This is a genomic window from Roseateles sp. (genome assembly GCF_019237615.1).
In the GTDB taxonomy this organism is placed as follows: Bacteria; Pseudomonadota; Gammaproteobacteria; order Burkholderiales; family Burkholderiaceae_C; genus Pelomonas.
In genome coordinates, this window is sequence record NZ_JAFAGT010000076.1 from 1 (window position 1) to 18896 (window position 18896).

Annotated in this window: 19 protein-coding genes; 3 read left to right on the forward strand and 16 right to left on the reverse strand. The window is 65.2% G+C overall.

All coding sequences use genetic code 11. The features are described from left to right. The 4 genes from JOY88_RS15200 to JOY88_RS15215 all read right to left on the reverse strand — a co-directional run. A partial coding sequence (locus JOY88_RS15200) for a CcdB family protein (RefSeq protein ID WP_293503500.1) occupies positions 1–119 on the reverse strand: 119 nt, incomplete at its 3' end. A gap of 482 nt (positions 120–601) precedes the next feature. Next, positions 602–895: a hypothetical protein gene (locus JOY88_RS15205; RefSeq protein ID WP_293503472.1), complete on the reverse strand. Its 294-nt coding sequence runs from the start codon at positions 893–895 to the stop codon at positions 602–604. A gap of 924 nt (positions 896–1819) precedes the next feature. Next, on the reverse strand, positions 1820–2197 hold the full coding sequence (locus tag JOY88_RS15210; protein ID WP_293503473.1) for a hypothetical protein: 378 nt from the start codon (positions 2195–2197) through the stop codon (positions 1820–1822). A gap of 49 nt (positions 2198–2246) precedes the next feature. Beyond that, positions 2247–3242 (reverse strand): hypothetical protein, encoded by a 996-nt coding sequence (locus tag JOY88_RS15215; protein ID WP_293503474.1) that lies wholly within the window; start codon positions 3240–3242, stop codon positions 2247–2249. 135 nt (positions 3243–3377) lie between these two features. On the opposite strand from JOY88_RS15215, the gene JOY88_RS15220 reads away from it, so the two are divergent. Beyond that, positions 3378–4406 carry a hypothetical protein gene (locus JOY88_RS15220; RefSeq protein WP_293503475.1) on the forward strand — a complete coding sequence of 343 codons (1029 nt, stop codon included), beginning with the start codon at positions 3378–3380 and terminating at the stop codon, positions 4404–4406. Positions 4407–4493: 87 nt separating this feature from the next. Here the strand turns inward: JOY88_RS15220 and JOY88_RS15225 are convergent, their stop codons facing one another. The 5 genes from JOY88_RS15225 to guaB all read right to left on the reverse strand — a co-directional run bounded on the left by JOY88_RS15225 (position 4494) and on the right by guaB (position 10945). Continuing rightward, positions 4494–5441 carry a nucleotidyl transferase AbiEii/AbiGii toxin family protein gene (locus tag JOY88_RS15225; protein ID WP_293503476.1) on the reverse strand — a complete coding sequence of 316 codons (948 nt, stop codon included), beginning with the start codon at positions 5439–5441 and terminating at the stop codon, positions 4494–4496. Next, the gene (locus JOY88_RS15230; RefSeq protein WP_293503477.1) at positions 5438–6175 is read right to left on the reverse strand and encodes a type IV toxin-antitoxin system AbiEi family antitoxin; all 738 of its coding nucleotides are present in this window, start codon (positions 6173–6175) and stop codon (positions 5438–5440) included. The genes JOY88_RS15225 and JOY88_RS15230 overlap by 4 nt, the downstream gene beginning before the upstream one ends. Positions 6176–6551: 376 nt before the next feature. After that, positions 6552–8138 carry a glutamine-hydrolyzing GMP synthase gene (gene guaA, locus JOY88_RS15235; protein WP_293503478.1) on the reverse strand — a complete coding sequence of 529 codons (1587 nt, stop codon included), beginning with the start codon at positions 8136–8138 and terminating at the stop codon, positions 6552–6554. An 8-nt stretch (positions 8139–8146) separates the two neighbouring features. After that, positions 8147–9415: an MFS transporter gene (locus JOY88_RS15240; protein ID WP_293503479.1), complete on the reverse strand. Its 1269-nt coding sequence runs from the start codon at positions 9413–9415 to the stop codon at positions 8147–8149. 60 nt (positions 9416–9475) lie between these two features. Beyond that, entirely contained in the window at positions 9476–10945 is a 1470-nt protein-coding gene (gene guaB / locus JOY88_RS15245) for an IMP dehydrogenase (RefSeq protein WP_293503480.1), read from the reverse strand. Between the two features lie 60 nt (positions 10946–11005). On the opposite strand from guaB, the gene JOY88_RS15250 reads away from it, so the two are divergent. Beyond that, positions 11006–11518 (forward strand): DUF4124 domain-containing protein, encoded by a 513-nt coding sequence (locus JOY88_RS15250; RefSeq protein WP_293503481.1) that lies wholly within the window; start codon positions 11006–11008, stop codon positions 11516–11518. Positions 11519–11525: 7 nt separating this feature from the next. On the opposite strand, the gene JOY88_RS15255 is transcribed toward JOY88_RS15250, so the two are convergent. Both JOY88_RS15255 and JOY88_RS15260 read right to left on the reverse strand, forming a co-directional pair. Beyond that, positions 11526–11846, reverse strand: coding sequence for an RnfH family protein (locus JOY88_RS15255; RefSeq protein WP_293503482.1), 321 nt, complete (start codon positions 11844–11846; stop codon positions 11526–11528). Further along, positions 11833–12291 (reverse strand): type II toxin-antitoxin system RatA family toxin, encoded by a 459-nt coding sequence (locus tag JOY88_RS15260; protein WP_293503483.1) that lies wholly within the window; start codon positions 12289–12291, stop codon positions 11833–11835. Before JOY88_RS15260 ends, JOY88_RS15255 begins: the two co-directional genes overlap by 14 nt. Positions 12292–12338: 47 nt before the next feature. Between JOY88_RS15260 and smpB the strand changes: the two genes are divergently transcribed. Continuing rightward, positions 12339–12797: an SsrA-binding protein SmpB gene (gene smpB / locus JOY88_RS15265; protein ID WP_293503484.1), complete on the forward strand. Its 459-nt coding sequence runs from the start codon at positions 12339–12341 to the stop codon at positions 12795–12797. Here the strand turns inward: smpB and JOY88_RS15270 are convergent. From JOY88_RS15270 to JOY88_RS15290, 5 genes are all read right to left on the reverse strand, one after another. Then, positions 12783–13967 carry a PLP-dependent transferase gene (locus JOY88_RS15270; RefSeq protein ID WP_293503485.1) on the reverse strand — a complete coding sequence of 395 codons (1185 nt, stop codon included), beginning with the start codon at positions 13965–13967 and terminating at the stop codon, positions 12783–12785. The genes smpB and JOY88_RS15270 overlap by 15 nt on opposite strands. Further along, positions 13964–15364, reverse strand: a complete 1401-nt coding sequence (rimO, locus tag JOY88_RS15275; RefSeq protein ID WP_293503486.1) for a 30S ribosomal protein S12 methylthiotransferase RimO — start codon at positions 15362–15364, stop codon at positions 13964–13966. The genes JOY88_RS15270 and rimO overlap by 4 nt, the downstream gene beginning before the upstream one ends. Positions 15365–15909: 545 nt before the next feature. Further along, complete coding sequence (locus tag JOY88_RS15280; protein ID WP_293503487.1) at positions 15910–16278, reverse strand: DUF1428 domain-containing protein; 369 nt, start codon at positions 16276–16278, stop codon at positions 15910–15912. A gap of 593 nt (positions 16279–16871) precedes the next feature. Beyond that, complete coding sequence (locus JOY88_RS15285) at positions 16872–17474, reverse strand: antibiotic biosynthesis monooxygenase (RefSeq protein ID WP_293503488.1); 603 nt, start codon at positions 17472–17474, stop codon at positions 16872–16874. Positions 17475–17484: 10 nt separating this feature from the next. After that, positions 17485–18657: an FAD binding domain-containing protein gene (locus JOY88_RS15290; protein ID WP_293503489.1), complete on the reverse strand. Its 1173-nt coding sequence runs from the start codon at positions 18655–18657 to the stop codon at positions 17485–17487. Between the last annotated feature and the right edge of the window lie 239 nt (positions 18658–18896).

An 18896-nucleotide genomic window follows, 5' to 3' on the forward strand; every position in this document is an offset into this window, starting at 1 on the left:
AGCGGTATGGCCAACCGTGTGGCAAGAGCATCGAGCAGGTCGCTCTGGACCACTACCACGTAAGGTATACCGCTGGCTGCGCTGTTGCTTGGGTTGGGATAGACGTCGTATTGCGTCATCAACCACTCACCATGGGCGCAAGTCAGCGCCCGGAATGCCGAGCGATTCCTCACTCCCACTCGATGGTTTCCGAGGGCCGGAAACCCGCATGAACACTGGCTTTGCTTGTCTTGAGCATCGGTGTTTACCGTCAGTTCTACCGTCCGAAGACGAGCGCTTTGCCTGGCAAAGGAGATGGCCCCGGTTTGACGGGCGACTACTCCAGCGCATCAATCGTCAACTATCGCCGGCCGCCTGATCGCGCGATCGACGTGCGCATCCGCTGCGAAAACGACCGCGAAACATCACTATACGGGCCTACGTGATGCCGCGCGCTTTTACCGTCCCGACTCGGAGCTGTAAAACACCATGCGGCGCGTCGGGTTGGCGGGCTGGTCAGGGTGCGTTGCCGCCGCTTTGTCAGCCCTGCGTGGCTGCCGGCTTCCGAGTAAGTTCGGAGTGCTTTCTTTCTACTCGTCATGCCGCGTTCTGCTGCGGCAGCTCAATCTCGTACGCCTGAGCGATGCGGGCCACGAGTTCGGCGGCGGTGACACTGCCAAGTTGCAGCGCCTTCGGGTCGATGGTCGTATCGGCGGCTCACGACGACGGCAACAAGAAACCGCGTCATGTCGTCGCCGATCTTCTTGTCGACCGGAATACGTGTGGCTGGCGCCAGCAGTTGCGACAGGCGCAGCACGTCGTTGAGGTGCTTGCGCACGTCCTTTGCGTCCACCTTGGCGCCCTGCTCTTTCCGCGCGGTCAGTTCCAGCCACGCGATGGCCTTGAGTGGGATCAAGCGGTCTTCGCCGACCCAGGGGAGGCCATCAACTTCACGGCGGCCCGCCATGTAGGCGGCGGTCAGGATCCGCGCTTATTCGGCGGTGAGGAGGCGGTTTTGGCCGCGACCGAGCACGGCAGCGCCCCCGATGTCAGCACTCGATACGGGGATGGTCTTGAAGGAGGCGAGCCGCGCTCGGTCGCCTTGTCGTCCGGGGCAGGGCACGGCCCAGCCCTTGCCAAGCGCTTGCTGGCGACAGCGCGGCGCGGGCGAAGGAAGTTTTGCCGCACCAACGGTTGCAGCCACCCGGCGCAACTCGGACACAGCTGCAGCAGCGCTGCGCCCGTGGCAGTGGCGGGAGCGGGTTCTGGTTCGGTGCTGGGCAGCGGTCCTGGATCCGCGCCGCGCGCATCCGACGAACCGTGATGCGTCACGGGAGCTGCTGAGAAGGCGTCGGTGGCGCCCGGCGATTGCCGTTGCTCCCTTTGGCGCAGGCGCCATCGCCGAGAGCGCTCGGCATGATTGGCGCGACCGTTGCTGCTGCGTTGATACCGTCGGCCGGCTTCGCGTTGACGCTCTCGGCGCACAGCCTCGGAGCAAGTCCGGCCACAGTAGCGTTGGCCGCGGTCGCAGTTGCTGCACGGCACAACCTGCTCACGACAGCGAGCGCAAAGGAACAGGCGACCGACGGCATCGACCAAGCGCACTCCTTGAGGCACCGCGCCGCTGGGGAACCGCGTGCGTGGTGGGTCCGACGTTCACTCTGATTGTCGCCACGACGAGGCTGCGACCTACCGCCCCGGCGCCCGTAGTGCCGCCCTGCAGGGCGGCACTACGGGCGAACTCAAGACGCTGTCATCGATGACGTCCGCCCGTCGAGAGCCGCTCCTTCGAACAAAACCGCGTCCTTACCGCCGAATAAGAGCGGATCCTGACCGCCGTTCACACCGCCATGATGAAGGCGTAGTAGGTCTCTTCCAGCAAGATGGCGGACAGGCTGGAGACGGCTTCGTCCAGCGGTATCGGTGTGAGCTGACTGCCTTCGGCCGGTTTCAAGCCATCCGGTGCTCTCGCGAACAGCTCGACCATCACCGGGTATCGCTCATCGGCGGGCTTCTGAAACCGATAGAAGACTGGCTTCCCCGTGTCGCTGGCTTGGCGGATCTCGTAGCCACCAGCCTCGACAAACTTCCAGAACGCCTCGCCGAATTCGGGGGTCAGAGCCTCCACGTGCAGGACGATGTCCAGGTCCTTGGTGGCGCGGAACGGCAGCCCGGCTTCTTCCATCGCCATGCTCGCGGCGGTGCCGCCGATCAGCACGTACTGATCGGCGTATGCCGCAAACCATTCCTGAAAACGTCCAGCCCTCTCACCATGGAAGCTGCCCTTTCAGTTCGTCCAGCGCAATTTGGATTCGGTCATCGACCTTGTCTTCCAGGCTGAGCATCAGCGAGAGTGGATCCACCGTATCGGCATTTGGCTTCAGAGCCGGGCTGTAATTCCACAGCTGCCACTCTTGTGCGCCCGCTTCGGGCTCAGGCAACTCCCGAAGACCAGCATCTGTCGCGGCCCTCCAGCCTGCGGTGGTCATGGCGTACACCGGCCACTTTGGCTCGGCCAACATGGAGTAGCGCGCGAGTGCGCTCAGACCCGCGATGCGACCAAGCCGGGAGGCAACGATTCCATTGGCAGCCGCCCAGATCGTGCGTCTGACCGGCGTCCGCATTGCAGGCTTCGCGCGTTCCCAGAGTTGCTTCGGTGGGAGCTCCATTCGCAGCCAGCGCGAGCGGCCCACCGTGTAGCTGGTTGCCAGCCCGGCCGCGGTCAGTTCCCTGACCGCGCGCGACAGGGTCATGGGCGTGTAGCCCAGGGCGACGGCAACCTTGGAGGGCTGCCAATCGGACTGCCATGGCTGGTGAAGCAAGGCCGTGATCAGCATGGCCTGCGCAGATGGGCTCAACCCCGCCTCTGCGGCCGGAGCAGGCTGGCGAAAGTGCTCGCGCAGATCGATGCCCAGATCGGGAAGATAAAGCTGGTTACCCGGCACAAGGAACGGGACTTTTTGCTCGATCAACCGCCGACGGTCATAGGATGCCAGGGCGTCAGTGACGTAGACCGCCGGCCGACCGGCCAGGACCTTGACCTTGGACAGCCATGTGCGCACGTCGCTGAGGGACTGTTTGGACTGTCCGCGCCCTATCGCCAGGACGACGGGCTGCCCGAGCAACTCCAACTCGCTGAACTGAAAGGCATCGCGCAGAAAGTACGGCAATTCGCTTGCACGCGCCCACGGCTTCCCGCCCGACGCGTCAATGCCCAAGACCTCCTGGAGATAGTGCCGAGCAGCGGTGGCTAGGACGGACATGCACTTTGGATATCAACTTTATGCTCGCACGATAACATATGTGCTGTTATCGTGCAAAACTCCGTTATCGATCGCTCGGCCCGGATGCCAAGCTGGAAGGTTCTATGCCTTGTCATCAGCATTCACGGGCATTGAGTGCACTTCCTTGCAGGTGAAGCGATAAATGTTGCGCACCTCTCTTCGCGGCAGGACTGGAAAGACATCCTTGATCGACTCTTTCTCATCCGCGAGAAGGCGATCACGGCGAATCGTGAACGCTCATTTGAGGTCATGGCTCACTTTGAACCTGCGATCCAAGAGGCTCAGCGGAACTATGCGTTGCAGGTCATATTCGAGGTTCCAAAGGATGAGCTTTCACTTGACGAGTTTGCCTTTGAATTGCTTCGAACACTGGGCACACTAATTGAATCGAACCTGCAGCCCTATGTCAAAGAGCTTTATTGTCTTCTTGTGCTCGCCCATGGCGAGAACGTGGATGAAGCAGCTACAGCGGCAAAGGATTTTGGTGATATTTGCGAACGGCTGGAAAAAATACTCAATGACACCTCGATCTTGACACCCGCCGCATGGGGAGTTCGTGTCAACCAGTGGCGCAATATCGCCCAGCATCACTCCTACAGCATTCAAGGTGATGCCATCGCCGCAAGATATGGAAAGTCCCAACCGCAAAAACAGATCGTTCTAACACGGTCAGAACTTCTGGACCTGGCACGAGAGTTGGTCTGCCGCGTGGGTGCGTTGAGGACATCCCGTAGCCTTGTTCATTTGAACCATGCAGGCGACCTGCAGGCGTACCTTCCGGATACTGATCCCAGTGATTACGGCGAAGCGACAGCACTCATAGCCGCCTTTGCAACGCAAGGATTTCGGTTACTCGATCTGCAATCGGGAAATGGACAATCTCTAGCAGTTCTGGAGGATGCTGCACCTAGTGAAGGGTATGAACGACCAGTACACTACTCTCAGTTCATAGCGACAATTGCCGATCGATTTCCTGGGACTTCAGTCGAGATTCAGTACTTTGCGACCGGGCATCACCTTTGGACCTTTGCGGCCTCAGCGGAAGATCTAGAACGCGTCATGAAAATTAGCGATCCGCTCAAGGAATTGGCAGCGATTGTTTCTTTTCGACGAGTATCTCCGGAGCACTCGCGGGAGAAATAGGTCAACGCGCGAACAGGAACCCATAGTCAGCTGCGAGAACGGTACCACCAATGCTCATAACACTTCGCCGATGTGCTTCTCGCGAAATCATGCTTGAGTCGCTCCCGAAGTTGGCAAAGCGACAGTAGCCAATTTCGCAGCCAACGTATCGGCCTGCTCGGCAAATTTCTTCGCATTGGATTTCTGCAGTTGCGCCAGGTTGTGCAGTTTCCAGCGAATACCCGGCAGATGCTCGAGATGGGCGATGCCCAGCAGCGGCCACTCAGGCACACCGGTGACCAGCGACAACAGGAAGCGCCGCTCGTTCGCATCCAGTCCTTGCTGAAGCTCGCGCACCAGCCGCTCGCGGGCGGCGAGCAAGGCATCGAGTGACACCGGCTCGGTGGTCATGCCCCGAAAGTTGTGCTCGTAGTCGTGCCGGACGTCGCGTAGCGGCGGGAACAGCACCTCGTGGACAGGACGGTTGCTGCTGGCCAGGTAGACCACAAAAGCCCGCCGAATGCCTGGTGTGATGCCCTCGTGCGCAAAGAGCTGCATGACGTCGAACAGGTCGCGCGGGTGCTGCCGATCCATCGCCGCGACCAGCTTCCCGCCGTACACGTCTTCCAGCGACACCACGGGGAGCTCCAGGTCGGCCATCAGCACGTCGCGAGCGACCTGTGTGAGGGACGCTTGACGTACGGGCTGCACGGTCCCGCGCATCACGAAATTCACTTCGATCTTGACCTGAACAGAACCGCGGCGCACCAACAGCTTGGTCTCACCCGCGTCCGCCGCCGGCACGTGGATCTGGAAGCCTCGCTTCTTCAGTCGTTCGGCTGCCTGCCGAATCCCGTCGTTGATGCGCGCCAGCGCCTCATCGCGCGGCAGCGTGTGGTCTGGCAAGACCAGATCCAGGTCCACCGACAGACGCGGCATGTCGCGCACGAAAAGGTTGATCGCCGTGCCACCCTTGAGCGCGAAGGTCTCATCGACGAAAACCAGCGGCGCCACCTGTGTCAACAAGCGCGCAGTGTCGAGGTAGGTCTGGTTCATGGCTTGAGGACCAGGAGGCCGTCGGCCGATTGAGACACCCACGGCCGGCTGCTTCCCGTGGGCAGTTGAGCCGGATCGAGCTTGGCGACCCAGGGCAGCGATGCCTCACGGCCGAGTTGCAGGCACAGCCGCACGGTCTTGACGCTCGTGCAGCGCTGCAGCAACTCGCGCAGCACGTCGGCGCGCAGGCTGTAGGCGCTCTCCACGAGTTCCCGGGCTTCCTGCAGCGGCTGTCGCACGCCAACGTCGCTCAGCAACTCCAAGAGCGCTCGCTCAGGCCCCGACACCTGCGGCGCCCCGTTGCGCTTCTCGAACGGCCCCACGTACAGCAAGGCATCGGGGCGCTCATCGAACAGACGCTTGCGGTGGTATTCGGCGGGGAAGCGCTCGGTGAACCATTCCGGCAGATGGCCCGCCGCCCAGCCGTACAACTGGAGCACCGGTTGTTGCGCCACGTACTGGCGCAGCCCATACCAGTCCAGCGCCGTCTTGCCTCCCACGTGAAGGCCCTTGAATCGGCGCTGCAACAGCATCAGGCTGGGGTGCAAAGCGAGAACCTCATTGGGGCGGCAAAACACCCCACGCGTCAGGCGCGTGAGCCAGCCGGCACGCACGTAGTGCACGGCCAGGTCCGCCGAGATGCCCAGCGCCGCCAGATCCTCGGAGGTCAGCGGCGTTCCAGGGGTCAGGCGGGTGTAGAGCGCGTTTAACTTGCTCGATCCAGTCGTAGCCATACTGCGATTGATACATCTTTTCCAAACGATTGTCAATTTGGCTTGATGCAATGAACCGTAGTTTGGCTACGATATATATGACTTTTCCAAAACCAAAGGCCCAGAGATCGCGGCGCGATGGGTATCGTGGCCACTTCCCAAATCTGTAGACGTTTTTCGGACACCAACTCACGAGCCAGCACCACCGTTGGGGAGCGGTGACGCCTTCCCGCCAGGGGGCACCACCTCGCCTCCGACGCCGACGCCGACGCCGACGCCGGAGCCTGGCAGCCGGCCACCCTGCCGCAATGCCCTGAATCCCCGATCTCGCTCCATGAACGTCAACAACTTATCAGGAATTTTCGATAGTCCCCGATAGCCCCGGAAGGCGTTGGGATCATTCCCACTCGATAGTCGCGGGCGGCTTGCTGCTCACATCGTAGGTCACGCGGTTGATGCCGCGCACCTCGTTGATGATGCGGCCCGACGTCCTCTTCAGCAGGCTGTAGGGAAGTTCGGCCCAGTCGGCCGTCATGAAGTCGCTGGTCTGCACGGCGCGCAGCGCGACGACGTAGTCGTAGGTGCGGCCATCGCCCATGACGCCCACGCTCTTCACCGGCAGGAACACCGCGAAGGCCTGCGAGGTCAGCGCATACCAGCTCTTGCCGCTGGCCGGGTCGATGGTGTTGCGCAGTTCCTCGATGAAGATCGCATCAGCGCGGCGCAGCAGGTCGGCGTAGTCCTTCCTGACCTCGCCGAGGATGCGCACGCCCAGGCCCGGGCCGGGGAAGGGGTGGCGGTAGACCATGTCGGGCGGCAGGCCCAGGGCCACGCCCAGCGCGCGCACCTCGTCCTTGAACAGCTCGCGCAGCGGCTCCAGCAGCTTCAGGCCCAGCGTCTCGGGCAGGCCACCGACGTTGTGGTGGCTCTTGATCGTCGTGGCCTTCTTGGTCTTGGTGCCGCCGCTCTCCACCACGTCGGGGTAGATGGTGCCCTGAGCCAGCCACTTGGCGTTCTTCAGCTTCCTGGCCTCGGCCTGGAAGACCTCGACGAACTCGGCGCCGATGATCTTGCGCTTGCGTTCGGGGTCGGTCACGCCGGCCAACTGCCCAAGGAACTGCGCGCTGGCGTCCACATGCACGACCTTGGCATGTAGGCGGCCGGCAAACATGTCCATGACCATCTGGCCCTCGTTCAGGCGCAGCAGGCCATGGTCGACGAAGACGCAGGTGAGCTGGTCGCCGATGGCGCGGTGGATCAGTGCGGCAGCCACGCTGGAATCGACGCCGCCGGACAGGCCCAGGATGACCTCCTCGTCACCGACTTGCTCGCGGATCCTGGCGACGGCCTCGTCGATGTAGCTGCCCATCTGCCAGTCGCCACGGCAGCCAGCGATGTCGCGCACGAAGCGGCGCAGCAGCGCCTCGCCCTGCACCGTATGCGTGACCTCGGGGTGGAACTGCACGGCGTAGTAGCCCTTCTCCTCGTTGGCCATGCCGGCGATGGGGCAACTGGGCGTGGATGCCATCAGCTTAAAGCCCGGCGGCAGCGCGGCGACCTTGTCGCCATGGCTCATCCAGACCTTCAGCATGCCGTGCTTCTCGGGCGTCTCGAAGTCCTGGATTCCGTCCAACAGCCGCGTGTGGCCATGCGCCCTCACCTCCGCGTAGCCGAACTCGCGGTGGTCGCTCCACTCGACGCTGCCGCCCAGCTGAACGGCCATGGTCTGCATGCCGTAGCAGATGCCCAGCACCGGCACGCCGGCGTCCCACACGGCCTGCGGCGCGCGCAGCTCGTGGTCCTCGTAGGTGGAGGCGTGGCTGCCGCTGAGGATGATGGCCTTGGGCGCGAACGAGCGGATGAAGTCGTCGGACACGTCGTTCGGGTGGATCTCGCAGTACACGGCCGCCTCGCGCACTCGGCGCGCGATGAGCTGGGTGACCTGGGAGCCGAAGTCGAGGATGAGGACTTTGTCGTGTTGCATAGCGCGGTTCAAGAGGCAGGTGAAGCGGAGGCGGAGGCGCCCTGTTCGGCCAGCGCGGCGAAGTAGCGCACGGCGAAGAACAGCGACAGCGCCTGCAGGGCGGCGATGAAGAAGAACGGTGCGCCTATGCGCATGTCGGTCTTGGGCAGGTCGGCCACGAGGTACATCAGGCCCAGGCCCAGCGGCGGCGCGATGACGGCCATCAGGCTGTTCAGCGCGGCCACGGCGCCCATGGTCTCGCCCTGGTTGCTGGCACTGGCGGCCCTGGAGATCTGGCTCTGCAGGGCGGGGCCGATGGCATAGCCCAGCCCGCCCACAATGATGCTGGCGTAGATCATCCAGCCCTGGGTCGCGAGCGCCACGCCCAGGTTGCTCAGCACCGACAGGCCCAGCCCCATCGTCACCAGGCGGTTCAGCGGCAGCAGCTTCATCAGCGGCTTCAGCAGCACGCCCTGCATCAGCACCGACATGGCGCCCACGGTCAGCAGGGACAGGCCGTTGTCCAGCGGACCCCAGCCGAGGCGGTGGCCGGTGTAGAGCACCCAGCAGCTCTGCACGATCACCTGCGCCAGGCCGCTGAAGCAGATCACGTAGATCAGCGCGCCCACGCCGCGCAGGCCGCGCACGCGTGCCAGCACGGCAAGCGGGTTGGCCTTGCGCCAGTCGAACGGACGGCGATGCTCGGGAGGCAGCGACTCGGGCAGCACGAAGAAGCCATAGCACCAGTTCAGCAGCGCCAGGCAGCCGGCCACGTAGAAAGGCAGGTGCAGGTCGACATGCCCCAGCAGCCCGCCGAGCACGGGCCCGAGGATGAAGCCCATGCCGAAGGTGGCGCCCAGCTGGCCGTAGCGCTGGGCGCGCTGCTCGGGCGGCGTGATGTCGGCCACGTAGGCATTGGCGATGGCGATGTTGGACTGCATCGCGCCGCTGAACAGCCGCACGACGACCAGCATCCACAGCGCCGAGGCCATGGCCGTGACGAAGAAGCTCAGCGCCAGCCCGCAGAAGCCGATCAACAGCACGCGGCGACGGCCGAAGCGGTCCGACAGGCCGCCCAGGATGGGCGACGCGAAGAAGTTGGCGACGCAGAAGGCCAGCGTCACCGACAGCTGCGCCAGCGTGTGCTCGGACTCACTGTGCGTGAACGTGCCCACCAGCGGCGGCAGCACCGGGATGATGAGGCCGATGGAGATCATGTCGATCAACACGGCCAGCATGATGAAACCCATGCCCGCGGACCTGCCGGGCTGCACGGGGGAGGTGACGCGACTGCTCACTCGATCTCCACGGTCAAGAAACGGCAAACGGGGCCTAAGCCCCGTCTTGCCGTGCCACGCTCATTCGGCGCGGTAGTTGGGCGCTTCCTTCGTGATCTGCACGTCGTGGACATGGCTCTCGCGCATGCCCGCCGTCGTGATCTCGACGAACTCGGCCTTGTTCTGCATGTCAGCGATGGTGCCGCAGCCGCAGTAGTGCATCGACGCCTTCAGGCCGCCGGCCATCTGGAAGATGACCTGCACGACCGAGCCCTTGTAGGGTACCTGGCCCTCGATGCCCTCGGGCACGAGCTTGGACGTGTTGGGGTTGTTGGCCGAGGTGTCCTGGAAGTAGCGGTCCGCGCTGCCCTTGGCCATCGCGCCCATGGAGCCCATGCCGCGGTAGCTCTTGAAGGTGCGGCCCTGGTAGAGGATGGTCTCGCCCGGGGCTTCCTCGGTGCCGGCGAAGGCGCCCCCCATCATGACGCAGTCCGCGCCGGCCGCGATGGCCTTGGCCACGTCGCCCGAGTAACGGATGCCGCCGTCGGCGATGACCGGCACGCCGGTGCCCTTCAGCGCCGTCACGACGTTGTCGATAGCCGTGATCTGCGGCACGCCGACGCCCGCGACGATGCGGGTCGTGCAGATGGATCCAGGGCCGATGCCGACCTTGACGCCGTCCGCCCCCGCCTCGACGAGGGCCAGCGCCGCCGCGCCGGTGGCGATGTTGCCGCCGATGACGTCGACCTGGGGATGGGTCCGCTTGACCCAGCGCACGCGCTCCAGCACGCCGGCGCTGTGGCCGTGGGCGGTGTCCACGATGATGGCGTCGACGCCGGCGCGCACCAGCAGTTCCACGCGCTGCTCGGTGTCGTCGCCGAAGCCGACGGCGGCGCCGACGCGCAGCTTGCCGTGGCTGTCACGGGCGGCGTTGGGGAAGCTGGTCTGCTTGGTGATGTCCTTCACCGTCATCAGGCCGCGCAGCTCGAAGGCGTCGTTGACGACGACGACGCGCTCCAGCTTGTGCTTGTGCATCAGCGCCTTGGCCTCGTCCAGCGACGCGCCTTCCTTGACGGTGATGAGGCGGTCGGCGGGCGTCATGATCTCGTGGACCTTGGCGTCCATGCGCGTCTCGAAGCGCAGGTCGCGGCCGGTGACGATGCCCACGACACGCCTGCCCTCGACGACCGGGAAGCCGGAGAAACCGTGCAGCTTGGTCAGTTCGACGGCGTCACGCACGGTGGCGTCCGGAGTGATGGTCAGCGGCTCGCGCACGACGCCGCTCTCGTAGCGCTTGACCCGGGCCACCTCGCGCGCCTGGGCCTCGGCGCTGAGGTTCTTGTGCACGATGCCGATGCCGCCCTCCTGCGCGATCGCGATCGCGAGACGGGCCTCGGTCACGGTGTCCATGGCGGCGGACACCAGCGGCAGGTTCAGGGGGATGTTGCGCGACAGGCGGGTCGCAAGGCTGGTGTCGCGGGGCAACACCTGGGAGAACGCTGGCACCAACAGAACGTCGTCGAAGGTGAGCGCTTTGCCGAGAAGGCGCATGAGGAAAGCTCCAGACGCAAAGCGGCATTATACGGAGGGCTGCGCCGCTACACTGACCGGATGCCCCGCAAAGCCCTTCGCCACGCCCTGCTCGCCCTGCTCTGCCTCGCCGCCGCGGGCGCTGCCCAGGCACAGTGGAAATGGCGTGACGCCAAGGGCAATGTGCAGTACAGCGACCTGCCGCCCCCGCCCGGCACGCCAGAGAAGGACGTGCTTCAGCGCCCCAGCACCGCCCGGCCAACCATCGTCGTCTCGCCCGTGGCGGCCCAGGCCAGCGCGGCGTCCGCGCCCAAGCCCGCCGCCAGTGCACCCGGCAAGGCTGAACTGGAGGCGGCGGCGCGCCTGAAGAAGGAGCAGGAGGGTGAGGCCGCCCGGCAGAAGGAAGAGGAGCGCCGCGTCGCCGCCCAGCGCCGCGAGAACTGCGCCCGCGCCCAGGCCAACCTGCGCGACCTTCAGAGCGGCACGCGGCTGACCCGCACCAACGACAAGGGCGAGCGTGTCTTCATGGACGAAGCCCAGATCGCCGCCGAGGTCGGCCGCGCCCGCGACGTCATCACCAGCGAGTGCAAGTAGGCGGGCGCTACTCGCTGCGCGACTTCGGCCGGTGCCGAGACACGATGCGCTCGCCACGCTTGGCGTAACGCAGCCGCCGCGCCTCCTTGGGATCGACGGTCAGAGGGCGATAGACCTCAATGCGGTCGCGCTCGCGCAGCGGCGTCGCCAGCGGCCGCACGCGGCCCCAGATGCCGATGCGCAGCCGATCGAGGGGCTGGCTCTGCCCCGCCATGAAGTCGGCGCAGCCCCGCAGCGCCGACTCGACGGTGCTGCCCGCCTCCACGTCCAGCCAGCGCTGCTGCACGTCGCCGGCCCGCGGGCTCCAGACCAGCTCAACGCGGGCCATACAGGCTTTCGGCGCGCTGCACAAAGCTGTCGACGAAGGTGTTGGCGATGCGGTCGAAGACGGGACTGACGACGGCCTCCAGCGCGCCGCTGCTGAAGGCATAGCTCAGCTCGAAGGCGATCTTGCAGGCCGTCGCCTCGCCGTCGGCACCGGGCTTGTTCAGCGGCAGCAGCTGCCACAGGCCCTCGAGATGCGAGAAGGGGCCGTCCACCAGTTCCATGCGCACGCTGCGGCCGTTCTCGTTACGGTTGCGCGTCGTGAAGGCATGGCGCACGCCCGCGTAGGCCAGGTGCAGGCGGGCCGTGACCATGTCGCCGTCGCGGGCCAGCACGTCGACCTTGTTGCACCAGGGCAGGAACTCGGGATAGTGCTCGACCGCGGTGACCAGCTCGTACATCTCCCGCGGCGTGTACCAGAGCAGAACGGACTTTTTAACCTGCTTCATAGAATGGCGGGATTGTAAGAAGGGCACCAAGCCCCAGATCCCGACCCATGTCCATTGCCGAGAACCGCCGCGCCCGCTACGACTATCACATCGAGGAACAGTTCGAGGCCGGCGTCGTGCTGGCCGGCTGGGAGATCAAGGCCATACGCGCGGGCCAGGTGCAGCTGACCGACGGCTACGTGATGATCAAGGACGGCGAGCTGTTCCTGATCGGCTGCCGCATCAACGCGCTGCGCAGCGCCTCCACCCACGTCAACCCCGAGGCCGACCGCACCAAGAAGCTGCTGATGCACAAGGCCGAGATCAAGCGGCTGGTGGGCAAGGTCGAGCAGCGCGGCTTCACGCTGGTGCCGCTGAACCTGCACTACAAGGGCGGCCGCGTGAAGGCCGACATCGCGCTGGCCAAGGGCAAGGCCCAGCACGACAAGCGCGAGACCGAGAAGAAGCGCGACTGGGAAAGGGAGAAGGGCCAGCTGATGAGACACAAGGTCTCAAGCAAGGGCTGACAGCGCCTGCTCCAGGTCGGCCCTCAGGTCGGCCACGTCTTCCAGGCCGATCGCGAAGCGCACCAGCGTGCCGCCGTCGAAGGGCAGCGGCAGGTTGCGGCTGCGGCTCATGTCGTAGGGCACGGCCAGGCTCATCGGGCCGGCCCAGGAGTAGCCGATGCCGAACAGCTGCAGCGCATCGACGAAGGCATCGACCTGCCGCGAACCGTACTGGGGCTTGAAGACCGCCGAGAACAGGCAGGCCGCGCCGGCCCCGCCCACGGCCAGCCAGTGCTCATGCCCCGGCGAGCCGGGCAGCGCCGGGTGGAGGACACGCGCGACCTCGGGCCGGCCGGCCATCCAACTCGCGAGCTGGCGCGTCACGCGGTCCTGCGCCTCGTAGCGCAGCGGCAGCGTCGGCAGGCCGCGAAGCACCAGTTCCACGTCGTTCTGGCCCAGGCCATAGCCCAGGTGCTCGTGCGCATGGTTGAGGCGGTCGTGCAAGGCCGCGGAGCGGGTGCAGACCGAGCCCATCAGCACGTCGGCGCCGCCGCTGGGGTACTTGGTCAGCGCCTGCATGACGATGTCGGCGCCCAGCCCCGGATGCGTCGCGGGCGCCGGCTCGAAGCCGTTGAAGGCCAGGCCCGCGCCCCAGGTGTTGTCCAGTGCAGTGACGACGCCGCGCGCCCGGCAGGCGGCGAGAGTCCCCAGCAGGTCCGGGAACTCCAGCGTGATCGAACCCGCGGCTTCCAGCCAGACCAGCTTGGTGTTGTGGCGCAGCTCGGGCACCGTCAGCGGATCGTAGAAGCGGTGCGTGACGCCCCATTGCGGCAGCCAGGACTCGGTGAGATAGCGGTTCTGTCCGTACACGTTGTCCGGCACCAGCACCTCGTCGCCCGGGCGCAGGATGGCCAGCGACGGCAGCGTCACCGCGGCCAGGCCGCTGGGCACCAGCAGGCAATACTCGGCGTGCTCCAGCGTCGCCAGCCTCGCTGCCAGCGTGTAGCTGGTGGGCGTGCCGTGCAAGCCGTAGCGGTAGCTCAGCCCGTCGCGCGGGCGGGGGGTATGCAGGTCGGCCGTGTCCTTGAACAGCACCGTGGAGGCCTTGGCCACCGGCACCGGCACCGCGTTCCAGCCTTCCGGCGCGCGGTAGGGGTGGTGGATCAGCGTCGTGGACGGGCCGCGCTTCATGCCAGCGTCGCCACCAGGTCGTGGCCATCGGCCGCGACGATGCGGGCACGCACGAAGTCGCCCACCTTCATGGTCTTGCTGGCCTTCTCGGGCGGCAGGATCTTCACGGTGCCGTCGATCTCGGGGGCGTCGGCATAGGAGCGCCCCACCCCGCCCTTGCGCCCCAGCGCCGGAGCCGAGTCCACCAGCACCTGCATGGTCTGGCCCACGCGGGCCTGCAGCTTGGCGGCAGACACGGCCTCGGCCACGGCCATGAAGCGCGCGCGGCGCTCCTCGCGGACGTCGTCCGGCAGCGCGCCGGGGATGTCGTTGGCGCTGGCGCCCTCCACCGGCGAATAGGCGAAGCAGCCGGCGCGGTCGATCTGCGCTTCCTGCATGAAGTCCAGCAGGTACTGGAACTCGGCCTCGGTCTCGCCGGGGAAGCCGGCGATGAAGGTGGAGCGGATCACCAGCTGCGGGCAGGCCTCGCGCCAGCGCAGGATGCGCTCCATGTTCTTCTCGCCGTTGGCGGGCCGCTTCATGCGCTTGAGCACGTCCGGGTGTGCATGCTGGAAGGGCACGTCGAGATACGGCAGCACCAGGCCTTCGGCCATCAGCGGCAGCACCTCGTCCACATGCGGGTAGGGGTAGACATAGTGCAGGCGCACCCAGGCGCCATACGGCTTGGCCAGCTCGCCCAGCTGGGCGACCAGGTCCAGCATCTTGGTCTTGACCGGCTTGCCGTCCCAGAAGCCGGTGCGGTACTTCACGTCCACACCGTAGGCCGAGGTGTCCTGGCTGATGACGAGCAATTCCTTGACGCCGCTCTCGAACAGCGCGCGGGCCTCGTTCAGCACGTCGCCGATGGGACGGGACACCAGGTCGCCGCGCATGCTGGGGATGATGCAGAACGAACAGCGGTGGTTGCAGCCCTCGCTGATCTTCAGGTAGGCGTAATGCTTGGGCGTGAGCTTGATGCCATAGCTGGGCACCAGGTCCACGAAGGGGTCGTGGGGCTTGGGCACATGGGTATGCACCGCGTCCATGACCTCCTGCGTCGCATGCGGGCCGGTCACGGCCAGCACGCTGGGGTGGATCTCCCGCACCAGGCTGCCCGCATCGGTGCTGCTGGCGCCGGCCTTGGCGCCCAGGCAGCCGGTCACGATGACCTTCCCGTTCTCGGCCAGCGCCTCGCCAATGGTGTCCAGGCTTTCCTTGACGGCGTCGTCGATGAAGCCGCAGGTGTTGACGATCACCAGGTCGGCGCCGGCGAAGGTCTTGGAGGTCTCGTAGCCCTCGGCCCGGAGTTGGGTCAGGATCAGCTCGGAATCGGTCAGCGCCTTCGGGCAGCCGAGTGAAACGAAGCCGATCTTGGGCACCTTGGCTGCTTCGGCGATGTCGTAAGTCGTTGTTTCCATTTGGATTTCGCCGAGAGACCTGGCAGATGAGCGGGGCAGCATTCTACGACGGGGCCGATTTCACCCCAGGGCGCCACCTGCATAGACGATCCCCCGCTTTGTCGGGCAGCGTGTATTCAGCCCTGCTCGACGGGGTAGCGATGCAAGTCCTCGTCGACTCTCCAGGGCAATCCGACTCAGGAGAGGTGCCCGATCTCACTGTCATCGGCCTTGAGCCGGAGCACCTCCTCGCTGGCCATAGCTGTTGGTCCGGGCACTTGCACCTGCCTGATCCAATGCTCGTATTGGCCAAGCCAGAGTGCGTGATGCTCAGGGCGGCTGGACAACCCGCCCGGATCCCGCCCGTTGGGGCAGCGGCCGTTGGCCGCGAGCGTGAAGCCGCAACCTCCCGGGAGCCGACAGACCGGGAACGGCAACGGAAGGCGCGGCGAGCCTGCTGGTACCTGCAGCGGGCGCCCTACACGATCTCCCGGAGCCAGTGCCTGCGGGCCAACAACTGTGTCATTGGCCCGCCGTGAGGCGGTGGCACATCCGCCCCCCTCCCCTCAAGCCTTCACTTCGACCACCGGTTCGAAGCCACCGAAGATCATGCGTTTGCCGTCGAAGGGCATGGGCGGGTTGCCGGGTGTTGAAGGATCCATGCGCGGGTCTTCCATCATCTTCTTCATGCCTGCGTCGCGCGTGGCCTTGTCCGGCCATTCGACCCACGAAAAGGCCACAGTCTCCTCGGCCGTGGCCTGGACTGCGCGGCGGAAGTCGGTGACTTTGCCGTCGGGGACGTCGTCGCCCCAGCCTTCGATCACGCGGATTGCGCCCAGCTCAATGAACATCGCGTCGAAATGGCGCGCATGTTCGATGAACTTCTGCTTGTTGGCGGTGGGGACCGCGATCACAAAACCGTCGATGTACGACATCTCTTCACTCCTGTTGAGTTAACCGGTCGGCGCACCCGCCTGAGGGCGCCCCGTACCCCGTCGACGAACGACGGGAGGCCAAATCGACATGACATGCCCAGCAGGAGGACACGCGCCCCGCGGCGGTGTCGGAACAGCGCAGACACAGGATGCCCGCCGGTTTTACCGCTGCGGCGCTCTCAGCGTAGACGCTTTGACGTCACAGGTCACGCTGGAGCAACCCGGGCGGCACTTTGCAACAGTGCTCAGATCTGACAGCTTTATTCAACGTTACCCTCAAGGTCCGCCTCATAGTCCTGCCATGTCGTGCCATCGACCCCAGGCGCGGCACGGCGCTTGAACGCCAGGAACGCGTCTCGTAGAGGCCACCAGTCCTTCAGCACGGGGACGAGCCGGCGCGCTTTGAAATGGGGCTGCATCAGGTCCGCGGCACATAGCAAAGGCCCAGGCCGTCGGGCGCTGCACCCAGCATCAGCTGCGCGTTGTTGAACGTCGCCTGTCCTTGCACTCGCAGCCTTTCGCTCGCTGAAGTGCCCACTGCTCAAGCGCGTCGGGTTTCTTTCCATGGCTGTTCGCCAGTGCCGAGCGATTTGCTACCTGGTCAACCAGGGCGAGAGGCGCGCAGTCAGCGTGGGAAAAATGGCCCACACCATCAGTGCGACGACCAACATGACCGTCAGCAAGTGCATGGCAATGTGCGGCGGCTGCAGCCCTGCGCCGGCGGCGATGGCATCCAGAACCCAGCGGACGATGAGCGTGAGAGGGAAGATGACCGCTGCGGTCATCAGGTATTGCTTGGGCTTTTTCGGCACCCGAGAAGCCGGGGCGGCTGGCGTGAACCAGATGTCGTAGCCCTGCCGAACGCTTATCCGGTCGGGAGTGAGCAGCAGCGGCTCGACTTCGGCAATAGCTCGCCGGCGGTCGGGCGAACTCAGCCATGCGTTCAAGTGGTCGATGGAGTCGAATCGCACCACAACGGTGTACGCGTGGGTTCCCGGCACGGGTCGAAGAACGTCAGCACCGCGGTGGCCCTCGAATCGAAGGGTCTGAGCGCGAATGCCCTTCAGCCATTGCTCATAGGCATCTTCGGACCCAGGGCGAACCTCATGGCACACCACGAGCGAGGCTGGTTCCAGTTGATGTGAGACGCCTTCGGCGATCTGCGGCGTATTGGTATTGGCGATGAGCGTGGCCATATCGACTCCTTCAGGCGCTTTGCAGCTTCACGGTGCTGCGCGAGATGCCCATGATTCGGTCACCGATGTTCATGCCCCACTCGGTCATGCCGATGCCATCGCGCAGCTGCCTGGTTTGCCAATCCGCAAGGGCTTCATCGATGCCAGAGCCCATCGGATGCAGGGCCTTGGCAAGCGAAAGTGCGTTTGCAGCGGCCTTGGCGGTGCTGCCGGCCGTGTGGGGACGCGGCACGAACGCGGCATCGCCGACCAGGATGGCTCGTCCAAACACCATCTGCTCGACCTGGAGGTCGAGGATGGCTTGAACGAACGGCTCCTTGGTCGCCGCGACGAGGTCCTGGAACGTCGGAGCGAGCAAGCCCCGCGACGTCTGCAGCAGCTTCGCGATGTCCTGATCTTTCGGCGTGCCGGGCGGCAGCGAGAAAGCGTGGCGAACACCATGGCGGTCCGTCAGGAGCGCAGCCAGCTCTGCGCCGTGCGCGACCTTCTGGTACCAGACCCAGTTCCAACGGCGATGCCCCTTCTGCGTCGATTCGTCTTCACCGGGCACGAGGTACTCGAGCATCAGGTGGCCGGGGCCTTGCTGGAAAGCGAACGTCCCCATGAGGACGTCGGCGGCCCTCTTGGGCAAATCCTTCTCTTCCACGAGACCCCGCCAAGCGACGTAGCCGCCGTAGTTGGGCCCCAGGCCTGGGATGACTTGTTGACGCACAGCTGAGCGAGCACCGTCCGCACCGACAAGCAGGTCACCCGTTTCAACACGACCGCTCGCGAAGTGGGCCGTGATGCGCTCGCCTTCCTGTTCGAAGCGCACGAACTGCTCGCCCGGGTGGAACACCTCTGGAGGCAGCTTCCGCTTCATCGCACCGTAGAGCATGTTCCACGATGTCTGCGTCTGAGGCATGAACGTACGGCTGACAACCTTGTCCTCGCGGTCGAGGTAGATGCGGTCGCCGGACTGGACACCCAGGGCGCCGGGAGTCTCGATGCCCGCGAAGTTGAACGCCCGAAGGACGTCGCCCTGCAGGACGACGCCACCACCACGGCTGTCGAGGACATGTGGCGAGCGCTCGAAGATGTCGACCTGCCAGCCGATGGCTTGGAGCGTGGTCGCCGTGAACAGGCCACCCAGCGAGCCACCAATGATGAGGGCCCGGGGTTTGGTTTTGGTGCTCGTTGTCATGATGCTCTGCGCGTCGAGTTGTTCGATGCACGGAGGTTAGGTTTTGCGACCTGATGGCGGAATACGGGCGGTACGCAATCTGGCGTTGCGCCCCACGCAATACCACTCCCACAGTGGCGCCGGCCATCGGCAACGCAAGGTCAGACGCTGAATGCGCCCTCCAACGCGCCCTCGAGGTCGGTCTCGACGCCACGCATTTGCAGCTGAGTTTGACCGCGGGTCGGCCTCGCCCGACAAGC